This window comes from Bordetella genomosp. 13 (assembly GCF_002119665.1).
Lineage (GTDB): Bacteria > Pseudomonadota > Gammaproteobacteria > Burkholderiales > Burkholderiaceae_B > Bordetella.
Genome location: NZ_CP021111.1, coordinates 2,532,134 through 2,547,888, shown reverse-complemented (window position 1 = coordinate 2,547,888; position 15,755 = coordinate 2,532,134). Strand labels below are relative to the sequence as shown.

Annotated in this window: 11 protein-coding genes; 5 read left to right on the top strand and 6 right to left on the bottom strand. The window is 70.6% G+C overall.

The features are described 5' to 3' along the window. Positions 1–89: 89 nt before the first annotated feature. The gene (locus tag CAL15_RS11500; RefSeq protein WP_086078711.1) at positions 90–1,247 is read right to left on the bottom strand and encodes an FAD-dependent monooxygenase; all 1,158 of its coding nucleotides are present in this window, start codon (positions 1,245–1,247) and stop codon (positions 90–92) included. Positions 1,248–1,544: 297 nt separating this feature from the next. On the opposite strand from CAL15_RS11500, the gene CAL15_RS11495 reads away from it, so the two are divergent. The 5 genes from CAL15_RS11495 (at position 1,545) to CAL15_RS11475 (ending at position 7,182) form a co-directional block, all read left to right on the top strand. Next, positions 1,545–2,297, top strand: a complete 753-nt coding sequence (locus CAL15_RS11495; protein ID WP_086078710.1) for a maleate cis-trans isomerase family protein — start codon at positions 1,545–1,547, stop codon at positions 2,295–2,297. Between the two features lie 29 nt (positions 2,298–2,326). Then, positions 2,327–3,151, top strand: coding sequence for an alpha/beta fold hydrolase (locus CAL15_RS11490; protein WP_086078709.1), 825 nt, complete (start codon positions 2,327–2,329; stop codon positions 3,149–3,151). 36 nt (positions 3,152–3,187) lie between these two features. After that, the gene (locus CAL15_RS11485; RefSeq protein ID WP_086078708.1) at positions 3,188–4,225 is read left to right on the top strand and encodes a 2,5-dihydroxypyridine 5,6-dioxygenase; all 1,038 of its coding nucleotides are present in this window, start codon (positions 3,188–3,190) and stop codon (positions 4,223–4,225) included. 70 nt (positions 4,226–4,295) lie between these two features. Beyond that, positions 4,296–4,955, top strand: coding sequence for an isochorismatase family protein (locus CAL15_RS11480; RefSeq protein WP_086078707.1), 660 nt, complete (start codon positions 4,296–4,298; stop codon positions 4,953–4,955). Then, positions 4,894–7,182, top strand: coding sequence for a xanthine dehydrogenase family protein molybdopterin-binding subunit (locus tag CAL15_RS11475; protein WP_086078706.1), 2,289 nt, complete (start codon positions 4,894–4,896; stop codon positions 7,180–7,182). Before CAL15_RS11480 ends, CAL15_RS11475 begins: the two co-directional genes overlap by 62 nt. Before the next feature lie 95 nt (positions 7,183–7,277). On the opposite strand, the gene CAL15_RS11470 is transcribed toward CAL15_RS11475, so the two are convergent. The 5 genes from CAL15_RS11470 to CAL15_RS11450 all read right to left on the bottom strand — a co-directional run bounded on the left by CAL15_RS11470 (position 7,278) and on the right by CAL15_RS11450 (position 15,751). Then, positions 7,278–8,477 carry an acetyl-CoA C-acyltransferase gene (locus CAL15_RS11470; protein WP_086078705.1) on the bottom strand — a complete coding sequence of 400 codons (1,200 nt, stop codon included), beginning with the start codon at positions 8,475–8,477 and terminating at the stop codon, positions 7,278–7,280. Between the two features lie 19 nt (positions 8,478–8,496). Then, positions 8,497–10,887, bottom strand: a complete 2,391-nt coding sequence (locus tag CAL15_RS11465; protein WP_086078704.1) for a 3-hydroxyacyl-CoA dehydrogenase/enoyl-CoA hydratase family protein — start codon at positions 10,885–10,887, stop codon at positions 8,497–8,499. A gap of 78 nt (positions 10,888–10,965) precedes the next feature. Continuing rightward, entirely contained in the window at positions 10,966–12,264 is a 1,299-nt protein-coding gene (locus tag CAL15_RS11460) for an OmpP1/FadL family transporter (protein WP_086078703.1), read from the bottom strand. Positions 12,265–12,392: 128 nt separating this feature from the next. Beyond that, complete coding sequence (locus CAL15_RS11455) at positions 12,393–14,429, bottom strand: 3-hydroxyacyl-CoA dehydrogenase NAD-binding domain-containing protein (protein WP_086078702.1); 2,037 nt, start codon at positions 14,427–14,429, stop codon at positions 12,393–12,395. After that, positions 14,426–15,751 (bottom strand): acetyl-CoA C-acetyltransferase, encoded by a 1,326-nt coding sequence (locus CAL15_RS11450; protein WP_086078701.1) that lies wholly within the window; start codon positions 15,749–15,751, stop codon positions 14,426–14,428. Before CAL15_RS11450 ends, CAL15_RS11455 begins: the two co-directional genes overlap by 4 nt. Positions 15,752–15,755: the final 4 nt, after the last annotated feature.

Here is a 15,755-nt window from a genome sequence, read left to right as displayed (position 1 = left end):
TGGGCGGCGATCCAAGCAGGGACTGTATCCGGCGCCTGCCGGCCGGACCACGGGGACTTTCCCTGTGGCCCGGCGCGCAAGGCTCGCGGCTAGGCCGCGTCCTGGCGCGGCGCGCTCTCGACCAGCGGCACGGCGAACACGTCGTAGCCGAAGCACCAGTCGGGGTTCTCGTTGGTGCGCAGCCAGGTGTTGTCGTGCGAGACCTTCTGTACGCGTCCCGCGCGCTCGGTGCGGTTGGCTTCGTACAGCCGGAAGGCGGTCTCGTGGTCGGACAGGCCCGCCTGCTGGAAGATGCGGGTGAGCATGGCCGCATCTTCGATGGCCATGGCGGCGCCTTGGGCCATGTGCGGCTTCATGGGATGGCAGGCGTCGCCCAGCAGCACGATGCGGCCGCGGCTCCACAGCGGCAGCGGGTCGCGTTCGAGCAGCGGCCACTTGGTGACCTCGGGCGTGTGCTCGATGAGCGCCTGAACCGTGGGATGCCAGCCCTCGAACGCGTCGCGCATGGCCTGCACGCTGCTCGGCACCCAGCTTTTGCTCATGTCCCACTCGGCTTCGGGTACGCCCGTAACGTAATAGATCTCGTCGCGCCTGCTGGTGACGAAATACACCATCATGTGGCGGTCGTCGGACCACCACTTCACGCACATGTCGAACGGCAGGGTGCCGCTGTCGATGGGGGTGGGAAATACCGCGCGATGCCCCACGTAGCCCGTGTACTTGGGCGGCTCGGGCCCCAGCAGATGTTCGCGCACGCGCGAGTTCACGCCGTCCGCGCCGATGACGATGTCGGCCTCTTCGATGGTGCCGTCCGCGAACTCGAGCCTGACGCAGTCGCCCTGGTCGTCGATCTTGGTGAGGCGCTTGCCGAACTGCAGCACGCCCGCGGGCAGGGCGGCCGTCATCAGCGCGTGGAAGTCGCCGCGGTGCACGGTGAGATAGCTGGCGCCGTAGTGAGACACCGCGTAGTCGCCCAGCGGAATGCGCGCGAGTTCCTCGCCGGTCTGCCAGTGGCGGCTGTACCAGAAGTCGGGATGCGAGCCCTGGCGATTCAGCTCGTCTTCGATGCCGATGGCGCGCATGATCTTCATCACGTTCGGGCCCAAGTGGATGCCCGCACCCAGACGCGAGAAGGCCGGCGCCTGTTCGTAGAGCCGGACGTTGAATCCGGCGCGCGCCATGAGCGCCGCGCCCGCGGTGCCGCCCAAGCCGGCGCCGATCACTGCGATCCTAGGTTTGCCTTGCACGATGTTCTCCTGGAAGGCCGGCGGCGTGGGCCGGCTGACAATGAAAACAAGTGTACACACTCAAATTTTGGAAGTAAATCGGGTTTTGTTCGCGGTCGTGCCAAGGGGTGGCAAGCCATGTTGCGCGTACGCTATATCCGGAATAACCATCGGTATTTGCTTAGGGTTTTCCCGGAAATGAGTCCTTTGTCGGTATGCGGGAGAAACCCTTGTCACCCGGCTGACAGGTTGCAAGAATAGAGCGTATACATTTAAATTGTCAGGTGGCATAAAAAGCCTGCCCATACGGAGCCTTCCATGTTCAAGACCTACCGCATCGGCCAGATCGTGCCGAGCTCCAACACGACGATGGAGACCGAGATCCCGGCCATGCTGCGCGCGCGCGAGCAGATCCGGCCCGAGCGCTTCACGTTCCATTCCAGCCGCATGCGCATGAAGAAGGTGGTCAAGGAAGAACTGGCCGCCATGGACGCCGAGTCCGACCGCTGCGCGATCGAGCTGTCCGATGCGCGCGTGGACGTGCTGGGCTACGCGTGCCTGGTCGCCATCATGGCGATGGGACATGGCTACCATCGCGTGTCGCAGCAGCGGCTGCAGGGGCACACGGCCGCCAATGGCGGCGAGGCTCCGGTGGTCACCAGCGCGGGCGCGCTGGTCGACGGGCTGAAGGTGCTGAACGCGAAGCGCATCGCGGTGGTCGCCCCCTACATGAAGCCGTTGACCCAACTGGTGGTGGGCTACATCGCTAACGAGGGCCACGAGGTCGTCGACTATCGCGCGCTCGAGATCCCCGACAACCTCGAGGTCGGCCGGCACGACCCCGCGCTGCTGCCCGGCATCGTGTCCCGCATGGACTTCAAGCATGCCGACGCGATCGTGCTGTCGGCCTGCGTGCAGATGCCCTCGCTGGCTGCGATCGCGCGGGTCGAGGCGGCCACCGGCAAGCCGGTCGTCACGGCCGCGGTGGCCACCACCTACGCCATGCTCAAGCAGCTGGGCCTGGAACCGGTGGTCCCGGGCGCCGGCGCGCTGCTGTCGGGCGCATACTGAAACAGCACGTCCCGCATGACGGAGCAAGCATGAGCACCTATCGATACGGCGGCAACGTGCACGCCAACGGCATACGCCAGCATTACCTCCGCTACGGTGGCGAGCAGGCCGGGCGCGACCCGGTCATCGTCGTGCCGGGCATCACCAGCCCGGCCATCACGTGGGGCTTCGTGGCCGAGCGCCTGGGCGAGCAGTTCGACACCTACGTGCTGGACGTGCGCGGCCGAGGCCTGTCGCAGGCCGGCGCCGAGCTGGACTACAGCCTGGACGCGCAGGCGGCGGACCTCGTCGCGTTCGCGCAGGCGCTGGGCCTGGCGCGCTACAGCGTGGTGGGCCATTCCATGGGCGGGCGCATCGGCGTGCGCGCCGCGCGGTCGCGGCCGGCCGGGCTGGCGCGCCTGGTCATGGTCGATCCCCCGGTGTCCGGACCGGGCCGCCGGCCCTATCCGGCCAAGCTGCCCTGGTACGTCGACTCGATGGCGCAGGCGCGCGCGGGCATGACGGCCGAGGATATGAAGACTTATTGCCCCACCTGGACCGAAGCGCAGCGCCAGTTGCGGGCCGAATGGCTGCACACCTGCGACGAGCGCGCGATCCTGGCCAGCTTCGAGGGTTTCCACAGCGACGACATCCATGCCGACCTGCCGCAGGTGCAGGCGCCGTGCCTGCTGATCACCGCCGAACGAGGCGACGTGGTGCAGGACGCGGACGTGCAGGAAATCCAGCGGCTGGCCCCGGGCACGGCGCACGTGCGCGTGCCCGCCGCGGGCCACATGATTCCCTGGGACAACGAGGAAGGCTTCTACGCGGCGCTGGGCGACTTCCTGGGCGCGCCGCTGCGCGCGGCGGCCTGATACGTCAACCCGCATCCCAACCATAGGAGAAGGGCGATGCCGGTAAGCGACTACGAATTGATCCAGGCCTGGCAGCAGGTCCTGAAGCTGTCCCGGCTGCAGGCCGGCCAGACCGTCACGGTGCTGACCAGCGCCGCCACGCATCCGCAGACGCTCGGCGCCGCGCTGATCGCGGCGCAGTCCATGGGCGCGGTGGTCAACCGGCTGGACCTGCCGCCAGTCAATGGCGAGAAGGCCCTCAGCCGCGACTCGCTGGCCTACCTGGGCACCACGCCGCTCACGGGCAACAAGGCCGCCATCGCGGCGTTGAAGGCCAGCGACCTGGTGCTGGACCTGATGACCCTGCTGTTCTCGCCCGAGCAGCACGAGATCCTGGCGGGCGGCACGAAAATACTGCTGGCGGTGGAGCCGCCCGAGGTGCTGGCGCGGCTGGTTCCCACCGAGGCCGACCGGGCGCGCGTGAAGGCCGCGGCCGCGTGCATCGAGGCGGCGCGCGAGATGACGGTCACCTCGCCCGCGGGTACCGAGCTGCGCTGCCCCTTGGGCGAGTTTCCCGCCATCAGCGAGTACGGCTTCGTGGACGAGCCGGGTCGCTGGGACCATTGGCCCAGCGGCTTCGTGCTGACCTGGCCGAACGAGGGCGCGGCGCAGGGCCGCATCGTCATCGACCGGGGCGACATCCTGCTGCCGCAGAAGTCCTATGCCGCCGATCCCATCGTACTCACGGTCGAGAACGGCTACGCCACGAAGATCGAGGGCGGCGTGGACGCCGAACTGCTGCGCGAGTACATGGCCACCTTCGACGATCCCGAGGCCTATGCGATCTCGCACATCGGCTGGGGCCTGCAGCCGCGCGCGCATCGCGGCGTGCTGGGGCTGTACGATCGGGAAGCCACCATCGGCATGGACGCGCGGGCCTACGAGGGCAACTTCCTGTTTTCGCTGGGGCCCAACAACGAAGCGGGCGGCAATCGCGCCACGGCATGCCACATCGACATTCCTCTGCGCGGATGCACGGTGAAGCTGGACGGCGCCGAGGTCGTGCGCGCGGGCAAGGTGCTCGACCAGAAGTAAGGCGGCCGCGCACAGCAACGCGCGCGCCGGCCTCGATTCATAGACGACAAACCCTCCAACGGAAACCCACATGGCCAGGCAGGAAGAACTCGCCACTTATCAACGCCAGGGATTCGGCACCGACCTGCCGCTGCGCGCGCCGTTCGGCTTGCTGATCGTCGACTTCGTCAACGGTTTCGCCGATCCCGCGCAGTTCGGCGGCGGCAACATTCCGCAGGCCATCGCCCGCACGGTGCCGCTGCTGGCGGCGGCGCGAGAGCGGGGCTGGGCCGTGGCGCACAGCCGCATCGTGTATGCCGACGACGACGCCGACGGCAATATCTTCAGCATCAAGGTGCCCGGCATGCTGACGCTGAAAGAGGCCTCGCCCGCCAGCGCCATCGTGCCCGAACTGGCGCCGGCCGCGGGCGAGTACGTGGTGCGCAAGAGCGTGCCGTCCGCCTTCTACGGCACCATGCTGGCGGCCTGGCTGGCGCAGCGCGGCGTGCAGACTCTGCTGGTGGCGGGCTGCACCACCAGCGGCTGCGTGCGGGCCAGCGTCGTCGACGCCATGTCCGCGGGCTTGCGGCCCGTGGTGCTGGCCGACTGCGTGGGCGACCGCGCCATCGGGCCGCACGAGGCCAATCTGTTCGACATGCAGCAGAAGTATGCCGCCGTGATGGCGCGCGATGCCGCGCTGGAGGCGACAGGTGCGATCGACGACGCGTCCGCCCACTACGCCCACGCCTAAGGCGCTGCACCGCGGCCTGCTGGTCGCCAAGGGGGCGCTGCTGGTCGTGCGCGATCCCGCGCCCGGCGTGCGTCCCGCGCCGGGCCAGCCCGGTGCGGCGTCCGACTACGTGCGCGCCACGCCCGACATCTTCGTGGCCGTGCTGCCCGACAGCCGCGTGCTGGCCTTCAACGGCCACGTCGACCTGGGCACCGGCATCCGCACGTCGCTGGCGCAGATCGTGGCCGAAGAACTCGATGTCGATCCGTCGCGCGTCGAGATGGTGCTGGGCCATACCGAGGCCGCGCCCAATCAGGGGCCGACCATCGCCAGCGCCACCATCCAGATCTCCGCCGTGCCCTTGCGCAAGGCGGCGGCGCAGGCACGGGCTTACCTGCTGGCGCGCGCCGCGTTGCGCCTGGGCGCGGACGTCGCCGCATTGACGGTGCGCGATGGCGTCGTCGACGCCCCGGACGGCGGGCGGGTCGACTATTGGGCGTTGCTGCAGGAGGGCGGCGCGATGCTGCGCCTGGCCGACGAGGTGGCGCTGAAGCCGGCGGATCAGTACCGCATCGTCGGCAAGGGCGTGGCGCGTGTCGACATTCCCGGCAAGGCGGTGGGCGAGGCCGTCTACGTGCACGATGTGCGCGTGCCCGGCATGCTGCACGGCAGGGTGGTAAGGCCTCCGTATGCGGGCCGCGATACGGGCGCTTTCGTGGGCCACAGCCTCATCGAGGCCGACGTCGATTCGGCGTCCCGCCTGCCCGGCGTGGTGAAGGTGGTGGTGCTGGGCGACTTCGTGGGCGTGGTGGCCATGCGCGAAGAACAGGCGGTGCGCGCCGCGCGACAGCTGCGTGTGCGCTGGCATCCGGTTCCGCCGGCGCCCGCCCTGGACGACCTGGCCGCCGCATTGAAGACGCAACCCTCTACATTGCGACCCCTGAAGAACGAGGGCGACGTCGATGCGGCCCTGGCGCAGGGCAAAAGCCTCGCCTGCCAGTATGTCTGGCCATACCAGATGCATGCCTCCATCGGCCCGTCGTGCGCCGTCGCGGACTACCGGCCGGACGGCGGCGGCCTGACGGTATGGTCGGGCACGCAGAATCCCCACATGCTGCGCATCGACCTGGACCGCCTGACCGGCCTGGGCGAAGACCGCATCGAGATCGTGCGCATGGAGGCCTCGGGCTGCTATGGCCGCAATTGCGCCGACGACGTGAGCGCCGATGCCGCGCTGCTGTCGCGCGAGGTCGGCGCGCCGGTGCGCGTGCAGCTGAGCCGCGAGCAAGAGCATGCCTGGGAGCCCAAGGGCGCGGCGCAGTTGATGGAAGTGCGCGGCGCGCTGGATGCCGACGGCAACCTGGCGGCGTACGACTTCGCCACACGCTATCCCTCCAACGACGCGCCGCTGCTGGCCCTGCTGCTGACCGGCAAGGTGGCGGCCGAACCGCGCGTGCTCGAGATGGGCGACCGCACGGCCGTGCCGCCTTACCGCTACCCGAACCAGCGCATCGTGTGCCACGACATGCCGGCCATCGTGCGCGCCGCCTGGCTGCGCGGCGTGTCGGCGCTGCCGAACTCGTTCGCGCATGAATGCTTCATCGACGAGCTGGCCGAACGGGCGGGCCGCGATCCGGTCGAGTTCCGCCTGCATCACCTGGACGACGCGCGCGCCGCGGAACTGCTGCGCGCGGTGGCGCGGCGCGCCGACTGGCAGGCGGGCGCGCGCGGCACGCGCGGCGTGCCTGATGCCGACGGGCGCCTGCGCGGCCGAGGCGTGGCCTACGCACGCTACGTGCACAGCCGATATCCCGGGTTCGGCGCGGCCTGGGCCGCGTGGGTGGTCGACCTGAGCGTGGACCCGCGCAGCGGCCGCGTTCGCGTCGACCGCGTGGTGGTGGGGCAGGACACAGGCATGATGGTCAATCCCGACGGCGTGCGGCACCAGATACACGGCAACGTCATCCAGGCCCTGAGCCGCACGCTGAAGGAACGGGTGTCCTTCGGCGCGCACGGCGTCGCCAGCCTCGAGTGGGGCGCCTATCCCATCCTGGGTTTTGCCGAACTGCCGGACATCGACGTGCTGCTGATGCCGCGGCAGGACGAGCCGCCCATGGGGGCGGGCGAGTCGGCCTCGGTGTGCGGACCGGCCGCGCTGGCCAATGCGCTGTTCGATGCCACGGGACGGCGCTGGCGCGAGCCGCCGTTCACCGCGGACCGGGTCCGGCAGGGGTTGCCGGGGCGCTGAAAGCCGCGGCCCGCCGCGGCCTGCAGCGCTCCGAACGGCAGGGCGTCGAACGACAGGGCCGGCGACGACATTGCCGGCAATGACAGGCCCGGCAACTACAGCGCCTCGAATATCCCCGCGGCGCCCATGCCGGTGCCGACGCACATGGTCACCATCCCGTACTTGCCGCCCGTGCGGCGCAGGCCATGCACCACCGTGGCCGTGCGGATGGCGCCGGTGGCGCCCAGGGGATGGCCCAGCGCGATGGCGCCGCCCAGCGGATTGACCTTCTCCGGATCGAGCCCCGTGTCGCGGATGACCGCCAGGGACTGCGCGGCGAAGGCCTCGTTCAGCTCGATCCAGTCCAGGTCCTGCAGGCGCACGCCGGTGCTGGCCAGCACCTTGGGGATGGCCACGGCCGGGCCGATGCCCATGATCTCCGGCGGCACGCCGGCCACCGCGAAGCCGGCGAAGCGCGCCAGCGGCTTCAGGTCGAACTCGCGCAGAATGCGCTCGGAGACCAGCACCACCGCGCCGGCGCCATCGGACATCTGGGAACTGTTGCCCGCGGTGACGCTGCCGCGCGCGGCGAACACGGGCCTCAGGCGCGCCAGCGCCTCGGCCGTGGTGTCGGCGCGCGGGCCCTCGTCGCGGTCGGCCGTGCGTTCGACGCGGCGGGGCTCGCCCGACTCGTCGTCCGGCAGATACGACACCACGGTGTAGGGCGTGGTCTCGTTGCGGAAGTGGCCGGCCTCGATCGCCGCCACGGCCTTGCGATGCGACGCCAGCGCGAAGGCGTCCTGGTCCTCGCGCGAGACCTTCCAGCGCTCGGCCACCTTCTCGCCCGTCAGGCCCATGCCAAAAGCCATGCCGACGTTCTCGTCGTGCTCGAAGATGGCGGGGTTGAGCGCCACCTTGTTGCCCATGATCTGCGGCATGGCGCTCATGGACTCGGTGCCGGCGCCGATCATGATGTCCGCCTCGCCCAGCCGGATGCGCGCGGCCGCGTCGGCCACCGCCTGCAGGCCCGAGGCGCAGAAGCGGTTGACGGTGACGCCCGCCACGCGATCGGGCAGGCCGGCCAGCAGCAGCGCGATGCGCGCCACGTTCATGCCTTGCTCCGCTTCGGGTATGGCGCAGCCCGCGATCACGTCGTCGATGCGCGCCGGGTCCAGCGCCGGCACCTGCGCCAGCGCGCCGCGCAGCGCGGCGGCCAGCATGTCGTCGGGGCGGGTGTGCACGTAAAGGCCGTTGCGCTTGCCTACCGGCAGGCGCGTCGCGGCCACGATGTAGGCTTCCTGCATGCTCTTGCTCATGGTGAGTTCCTTGTTCGCGTCAATTGCGCAGGGGCTTGCCGGTGTCCAGCGTGTGGCGGATGCGGGCCTGGGTCTCCGGCGTGCGCAGCAGCGCCACGAATTCGCGGCGCTCCACGGCCAACAGCCATGCCTCGTCCACCCGCGTGCCCGCGTCGACCTCGCCGCCGCACAGCGCCACGGCGGCGCTGCGGGCCACGCGATAGTCGTGGTCGCTGATCATGCCCCCCTCGCGCATGTTGGCCAGCACCATCTCGAAGTTGGCGATGCCCGTGCGGCCCGCCACCGGGATGCCGCGTACCGGCAGGGGCGGCGTCCAGCCGGTATCGGCCAGCGCCCGCGCCTCGCGCAGCGCCACCCACAGCAGTTCGCCAGGGTGGAACACGATGGGATCCGCCGCGTCGGCATAGCCCATCTCGACGGCCTGCAGCGCGCTCTTGGCCACCTGGGCCGTGGCGATGTTCTGGAACACCGGCTGCAGATAGGGGAACACTTCGTTCGGCGTGGCCGTGGCCGAGGCCAGTGCGGCGGCGCGCGCGGCCAGGGCCTTGCTGCCTCCGCCGGCGGGTATCACGCCCACGCCGGCCTCGACCAGGCCCACGTAGCTTTCCAGCGCCATCACGCGGCGCGCGGCATGCATCATGAACTCGCAGCCGCCGCCCAGGGCCATGCCTTGCACGGCCGCCACGACGGGCACTTGCGCATAACGCAGCGCCAGCGAGGTGTTCTGGAAGGTCTCCACGGTGGCTTCCAGCATGTCGAACTGGCCGGCCCCGCAGGCCTGATAGACCTGCTCCAGGTTCGCGCCCAGCGCGAAGGGCGCGTCGTGCCATAGCACCAGGGCGTCGAAGCCGGCCTCGGCGCGCGCCACGGCCTCGCGGATGCCGTCCAGCACCTCGCTGCCCAGCACGTGGTTCTTGGTGGTCACCGACAGGATGGCCACGCCGGCGTCCACCTCGGGCAGCAGCCACAGCCGGACGCCCGGGTTCTGCCACAGCGTCGTGCCGCGCTCGGGCGCGGTCTCGCCCGCCACGGTCTCGGGAAACAGCTGGCGACGATACACCGCGAGCTGAGAGCGCGGCCGCCACGCGCCGTCGCGCGCGCTGTACGAGCCCTGCGGGCCATGCACCCCCTGGCGCTGCGGTTCGAGCACCCACGCGGGCAGCGGCGCATCGGCCATGGCGCGGCCCTGCTGCACCTCGTCGGCCACGGCCTGGGCGATCTCCTGCCAGCCCGCGGCCTGCCAGGTCTCGAAGGGACCGTGGGTCCAGCCGAAGCCCCAGCGCATGGCCAGGTCGAGGTCGCGCGCGTTGTCGGCTACCTCGGCCAGGTGGTACGCGCTGTAGTGGAACAGGTCGCGGAAGATGCTCCACAGGAACTGGGCCTGAGGGTGCTGCGATTTGCGCAGGGCGGCGAGCCGCCTGGCCGGATCGCGCTCGCGCAGGATGGCCGCGACCTCGTCGGCCACCTTGGCGCCCGAGGCATGGTATTCACGCTTGGCCGCGTCCAGTACCTGTATCTCCTTGCCGACCTTCTTGTAGAAGCCCGCGCCGCGCTTCTGTCCCAGCGCCCCTGCGTCGATCAGGCCCTGCAGCCACTGCGGCGCCTGGAAATGGCGGTGCCACGGGTCGGCCTGCAGGTGTTCGCGCATGGTGCCGATGACGTGCGCCAGCGTGTCCAGGCCGACCACGTCCGCGGTGCGATAGGTGGCGCTCTTGGGACGGCCGATGAGCGGACCGGTCAGCGCATCCACCTCATCGAAGCCCAGCCCCAGGCGCTGCGTGTGGTGCATGGCCGCCAGGATGGAGAACACGCCGATGCGGTTGGCCACGAAGTTGGGCGTGTCCAGCGCCCGGATCACGCCCTTGCCCAGGCGCGAGGTCAGCCAGGTCTCGAGCTGGTCGAGCACTTGCGGCTCGGTGTAGGACGTCGCGATCAGTTCGACCAGACGCATGTAGCGCGGCGGGTTGAAGAAGTGCACGCCGCAGAAGCGCGGCCGCAGCGCCTCGGGCAGCGCATCGGCCAGCGCCTGGATGGACAGGCCCGACGTGTTCGAGGCGATCACGGCGCGCGGATCCACATGCGGCGCGATGCGCGCATACAGCTCGGTCTTCCAGTCCAGGCGTTCGGCGATGGCCTCGACGACCAGGTCGCATCCTGCCAGCCGCGGCAGGTCGTCGTCGTAGTTGGCCGGCGTGATCAGCGCCAGCCTGGCGGCGCCGGCCAGCGGCGGGGGCTCGAGCTTCTTCAGGCCTTCCAGCGCCTTGCGGGCGACGCCGTTGCGGTCGCCCTCCTTGGCGGTCAGGTCGTACAGGGTGACGCGCACGCCCGCGTTGGCCAGGTGCGCGGCGATCTGCGCGCCCATCACGCCCGCGCCCAGCACGGCGGCATGCTTGACGATGATCTTGTCCAAAACAACCTCCTCGTTGGTGGGGGCGGCCCGGTAGGACCGCCCCTGGACCCGCAGCGCGCACGAACGCCGCCGGGCCGGCTAGAACCGCGCGGAGACCTGCAGCCCGAGTATGTTGCCCTTGCTGTCGTAGCTGCCTGCCACCCGCCCCTTGGTCAGCGCGTTGCCGGACGTGGTGTCGATGTCCGTGTCGCGCAGGTACAGATAGGTGTAACCCAGGTCGACGGTGATGTTCTTGGTGGCCTGGTATTGCACGCCCGTCGAGAACCACCAGCGGTCGGTATCGGGCAGCGAGGTCGGGCGGTCGGACGCGCGATGCACCGGCGACTGGTCGAACGCCACGCCGAACTTCCACTTCCACTGGGCCGCGAACTGGTAGTTGGCGCCCAGCGCCACGCGCCAGGTGTCGCGGAAGTCCAGCGGCAGCGAGTCGGTGGGACCGCCGCGGTTCTCGATGTCCAGCGACTTCAGGCTGCTCCATCCCGTCCATGAGATGTCGCCCAGCAGTTCCCATTGCGGATTCAACTGGTGCGAGACGCTGAAGATCAGGCTGTCCGGCAGCGTCACCGACGCCTCGGCCGCGTACGACGCGGCGGTCGTGGCGCCGCCGGGCAGGGCGATGTCGTTGATGTCGGTGTTGCCCTTGGCGGTCTGCTTCATCGTCGAGCGGTACGACACGCCGATGCGCGTGGCCTCGGTGGGCTGCAGCATGATGCCGGCATTCCAGCCCCACGCATCGCCGTGCATCTTCAGCCGCGCGTCGCCGTTGCTGAACCGGCCCGGCGCCAGCGGCACCACGGTCTTCTTGGCGTACTCGGCGTCGATGCGCTGCCAGTTCACCCCCACGCCCAGCGACAGCTGGTCAGAGACCTTGTAGGCCACGGACGGGTTGATGTTGACCGTGGTGATCTCGAACTTGTTCGAATGGTACTGGCCCACCCAGCCGCTGTCGTACTCGGTCATCAGGCCGAACGGCGCGCCCATGCCCACGCCCACCCACCACTTCTCGGCCAGTTGCCAGGACAGATAGGCATTGGGCACCACGCCCAGGTTGCCGGCGTCGCCGCCATTGCCGCCGGTCGGCACGCCGCCGCCCAGCACGCCCGGATTGCGGCTGTTGCCGTTGTCGCGGAACTTGAAGGACGGCTTGACGGCGCTGGCCCCCGCCGACACGTTGCCGCCGGGCAGGTAGGTCATGCCGGCGGGGTTGAAGTAGATGGTGCTCGCGTTCTCGGGGTTGGCCGCCGAGCCGGCATAGGCGTTGCCCAGGCCGCTGGCATTCTGCTCTAGCAGCTGGAAGCCCGCTGCGTGGGCGCCGTTGCCGTAGGCGCCCGCGAGCAGGGCGGATAGGGCGTTGATGGCCACGAGATGTTTGCGCATGTGTCGTCTCCGATGGATGTAGGTTTTATCGTCGGGCTGCCATGAGAAAACCACCGCCTGTTGCCCGATCTCGTTGTGCCTGCGTACTGCTTCGGTACTGCGGCGGGGCATGGGGTTGCCCCGCGGGTCTATTCCGTCGTGCGCGCACCGCGCGCCCGCTCGCCATGCAGCGGCCCGCCCGTGTAGGGCGCATAGCCCGTGCCGAAGATCACGCCCGCATCGGCCAGGTCCGCGTCACTTACCACGCCCGCGGCCAGCTGCTGCCGCGCGCGCGCCACCAAGGGGTCGGTCAGGCGCTGCGCCAGGCCCGGCGGCGCGTCGCCGGCCTTGCCCTTGTCCGCCTTGCCGTCGCGCCATGCATAGAAGCCGCGCCCGCTTTTGCGGCCCAGCTCGCCGCGCTCGACCCTTTGCATCAGGCAGCGCGGCGGCTCGGCGCCTCCGGCGAGCTCGCGACCGGCGGCCAGCGCGATGTCCAGGCCCACCGTGTCGGCCAGCTCGATCGGCCCCATGGGCATGCCGAACGCCGTCATGGCCGCATCGATGGTTTCGGGAGCCAGGCCTTCATCCACGCAGCGCATGGCTTCGAGCAGATAGGGCGCGAGCACGGCATTGACCAGGAAGCCGGGCGCATCGCGAACCGGCAGCGGCAGCTTGCCGATGGCGCCGACAAAGGCGCAGGCGCGCGCCTGCGCGCCGCCGTCGTCAGCCGGGCCGCGCACCACTTCCACCAGCGGCATGCGGGCCACCGGATTGAAGAAATGAATGCCCACCAGGCGCTCCGGCTGCGCCAGTTCCGCGCCCAGGTCCCGCAGCGACAGGCTGGAGGTGTTGGTGGCCAGCAGCGCGCCCGGCTTCAGGCGGGGTTCGATCTGGCGATACAACGTGCGCTTGGCGTCGAGCTGTTCGACGATGGCTTCGATGACCAGGTCCGCGTGGGCGACGCCGTCGCCGCGCGGATCGGGCACCAGGCGGTCGAAGGCCGCGCGCGCCGCGCGGCGGTCCTTCAGCTTGTCCGCGTAGAACTTGCCCGCCCGCCCCAGCGCGGGCGCGATGCGCGCCATGTCCTGGTCCTGCAGCGTCACCTTCAGGCCGCGCAGCGCGCACCAGGCCGCGATGTCGCCGCCCATGGTGCCCGCGCCCACGACGTGCACGTGCGTCACCGGCGCGGCGCCCTCCTGCTTGCCATGGGCCTTCAGCCGCTCCTGCAGGCGGAACACGCGCACCAGGTTGCGCGCCGTGTCCGAGGCCAGGATGGTCTCGAGCAGGGCCGGCGCCCGCAGCGCGTTGCCGTCGTGGTGTTCCCACAGATCGACGATGGCGGCGGGTGCGGGGTAGTGGCCCTGCGGATCCTTGTCGGCGATGCGCTTGCGCGCCTGGCGGGCCGCCAGCGCTTTCAGCGGCGAACGATTCAGCAGCGCGGGCAGGCCCCGGGCGCGACGTCGCGGCTTGCCGGACAGCACGGTGTGGCGCGCGGCCGCGTCCAGCAGCCGCGTCGGCACGCGCGCATCGGCCAGCCCGAGCGCGGCGGCGCGCCGGGCGTCGACGCGCCGGCCGGTCAGCATCATGTCCAGCGCGGCGGGCGCGCCCACCAGCGCCGGCAGCCGCGACATGCCGCCCCATCCCGGGAAAATGCCGAGCATCACTTCGGGCAAGGACAGCGCGGTATCGGGTTCGTCGGCCACCAGCCGATAGCGGCATGCCAGCGCCAACTCCAGGCCGCCGCCCAGGCAGTGGCCATGGATCAGCGCCAGCGTGGGGTATCGCACCGCCGCCAGCCGCGCGAACAGGTCCCAGCCGCGCGCGATCAGGGCACGCGCCTCCTGCGCGCCATTCAGCGCGGCGAATTCGTCGATGTCGGCGCCGGCCGCGAAGCCGGCCGGCTTCGCCGAGCGGATCACCAGGCCGCGCGGCGGCCTCGCATCCAGCGCGTCGAGCATGGACGCCAGCTCGGCCAGCACCGGCGCCGACAAGGTGTTGACGGCGCCGCCGGCGCAGTCCAGCGTCAGCCACGCCACGCCGTCCTGGTCGTGGCGCAGCCGCCAGTTCGTGGTCGTGCCGCCGTGCGGTGGCGCCGTGTCACGTGCGCGGGCGTCGACGCCATGCGGCGCGGCCGCCGCGGTTCCTTGTGCGGCGCCGGCGTCGTCGCGCGGCAGGTCGGTGTTCATGCAGCCTCCTTGGCGTGCGCGTGCGCGGGCTCTGCGTCCACGGTCTCCACCAGCATGGCGCCGCCCTGGCCGCCGCCGATGCAGATGGCCGCCATGCCGCGCCGCAGGCCGCGCGCGCGCAGCGCTTGCAGCAGATGCAGGACGATGCGCGCGCCCGATGCGCCCACGGGGTGGCCCAGCGCGATGGCGCCGCCGTCCACATTGAGACGGTCCTGGTCCAGGCGGCCCCACGCGGCGCTGCCCAGGTGTTCACGGCAGTAGGCGTCGTCCTGCCATGCGGCCAGGCAGGCCAGCACCTGCGCGGCGAAGGCCTCGTTGATTTCCCACAGGTCCAGGTCGTTCAGGCGCAGCCCATGACGCTGCAGGATGGGCGTGGCCGCATGCACCGGCCCCAGGCCCATCTGCGCGGGATCGAGGCCTGCCCATTGGCTGTCGACGATGCGGCCCAGCGGTTGCAGCCGCCAGCGCTCCACCGCGGCCTGCGAGGCTAGCAGCAGCATGGCCGCGCCGTCGGTCACCTGCGAACTGTTGCCGGCCGTGACGTTGCCCCACGGCTTGTCGAACACCGGCCGCAGCTTGCCCAGGCGTTCCGTGGTGGAGTCCTCCCGCACGCCGTCGTCGTGCTCGTACAGCTTGCCGCCGCGCGGGTCCACCAGCGGCGCGATCTCGGCGGCCAGCCGGCCCGCGGCGCGGGCGTCCAGCGTGCGCTGGTGGCTGCGCGCGGCATACGCATCCATGGCGGCGCGATCGATGCCGAAGCGCGTGGCCAGGTTCTCGGCGGTCTGCCCCATCGACAGGCCCACCACCGGATCGGTCAGGCCCTTCAGCAGTCCGATGACCGGCGCCAGCTTGCGCAGCGGAAAACTGCCCAGGGCCGCCAGCCTGTCCATCGCGCCGCGGCCCGATGACCAGCGCCCCAGCCACCGCACCATGTCGTCGGACAGCAGCACGGGCGCGCGCGACAGCGCATCCACGCCGCCCGCCAGCACCAGGTCGTGCCGGCCCAGCTGGATGGACGAGATGGCGCTGTCCAGCGCCTGCATGCCCGATGCGCAGTTGCGCATCACCGTCCAGCCCGGCACGCGATCGCCGCAGCCCAGCCGCAGCGCGATCACGCGGCCGATGTTGACCTCGTCGGGCGAGGGCGCCGCGCAACCCACCACCACTTCGTCCAGCACGTCCGGCGTGAAGGGCTGGCGCGGCAGCAGCGCGCGGCCGGCCTGCACGGCCAGGTCGGCCGCCGCGAATGGGCCGGGAGCATTGCGCGCTTTAAGGAAGGGGCTGCGCGCGCCGTCGACCACGTATACGGGTTGGAAATTCATGCGC

What these genes read in the sequence shown, in the direction of transcription:
- CAL15_RS11475 (WP_086078706.1), top strand. Translation starts at nt 4,894, where the DNA reads ATGCCGCGCTGGAGGCGACAGGTGCGATCGACGACGCGTCCGCCCACT.
- CAL15_RS11495 (WP_086078710.1), top strand. Translation starts at nt 1,545, where the DNA reads ATGTTCAAGACCTACCGCATCGGCCAGATCGTGCCGAGCTCCAACACG.
- CAL15_RS11485 (WP_086078708.1), top strand. Translation starts at nt 3,188, where the DNA reads ATGCCGGTAAGCGACTACGAATTGATCCAGGCCTGGCAGCAGGTCCTG.
- CAL15_RS11455 (WP_086078702.1), bottom strand. Translation starts at nt 14,429, where the DNA reads ATGAACACCGACCTGCCGCGCGACGACGCCGGCGCCGCACAAGGAACC.
- CAL15_RS11470 (WP_086078705.1), bottom strand. Translation starts at nt 8,477, where the DNA reads ATGAGCAAGAGCATGCAGGAAGCCTACATCGTGGCCGCGACGCGCCTG.
- CAL15_RS11450 (WP_086078701.1), bottom strand. Translation starts at nt 15,751, where the DNA reads ATGAATTTCCAACCCGTATACGTGGTCGACGGCGCGCGCAGCCCCTTC.
- CAL15_RS11480 (WP_086078707.1), top strand. Translation starts at nt 4,296, where the DNA reads ATGGCCAGGCAGGAAGAACTCGCCACTTATCAACGCCAGGGATTCGGC.
- CAL15_RS11490 (WP_086078709.1), top strand. Translation starts at nt 2,327, where the DNA reads ATGAGCACCTATCGATACGGCGGCAACGTGCACGCCAACGGCATACGC.
- CAL15_RS11460 (WP_086078703.1), bottom strand. Translation starts at nt 12,264, where the DNA reads ATGCGCAAACATCTCGTGGCCATCAACGCCCTATCCGCCCTGCTCGCG.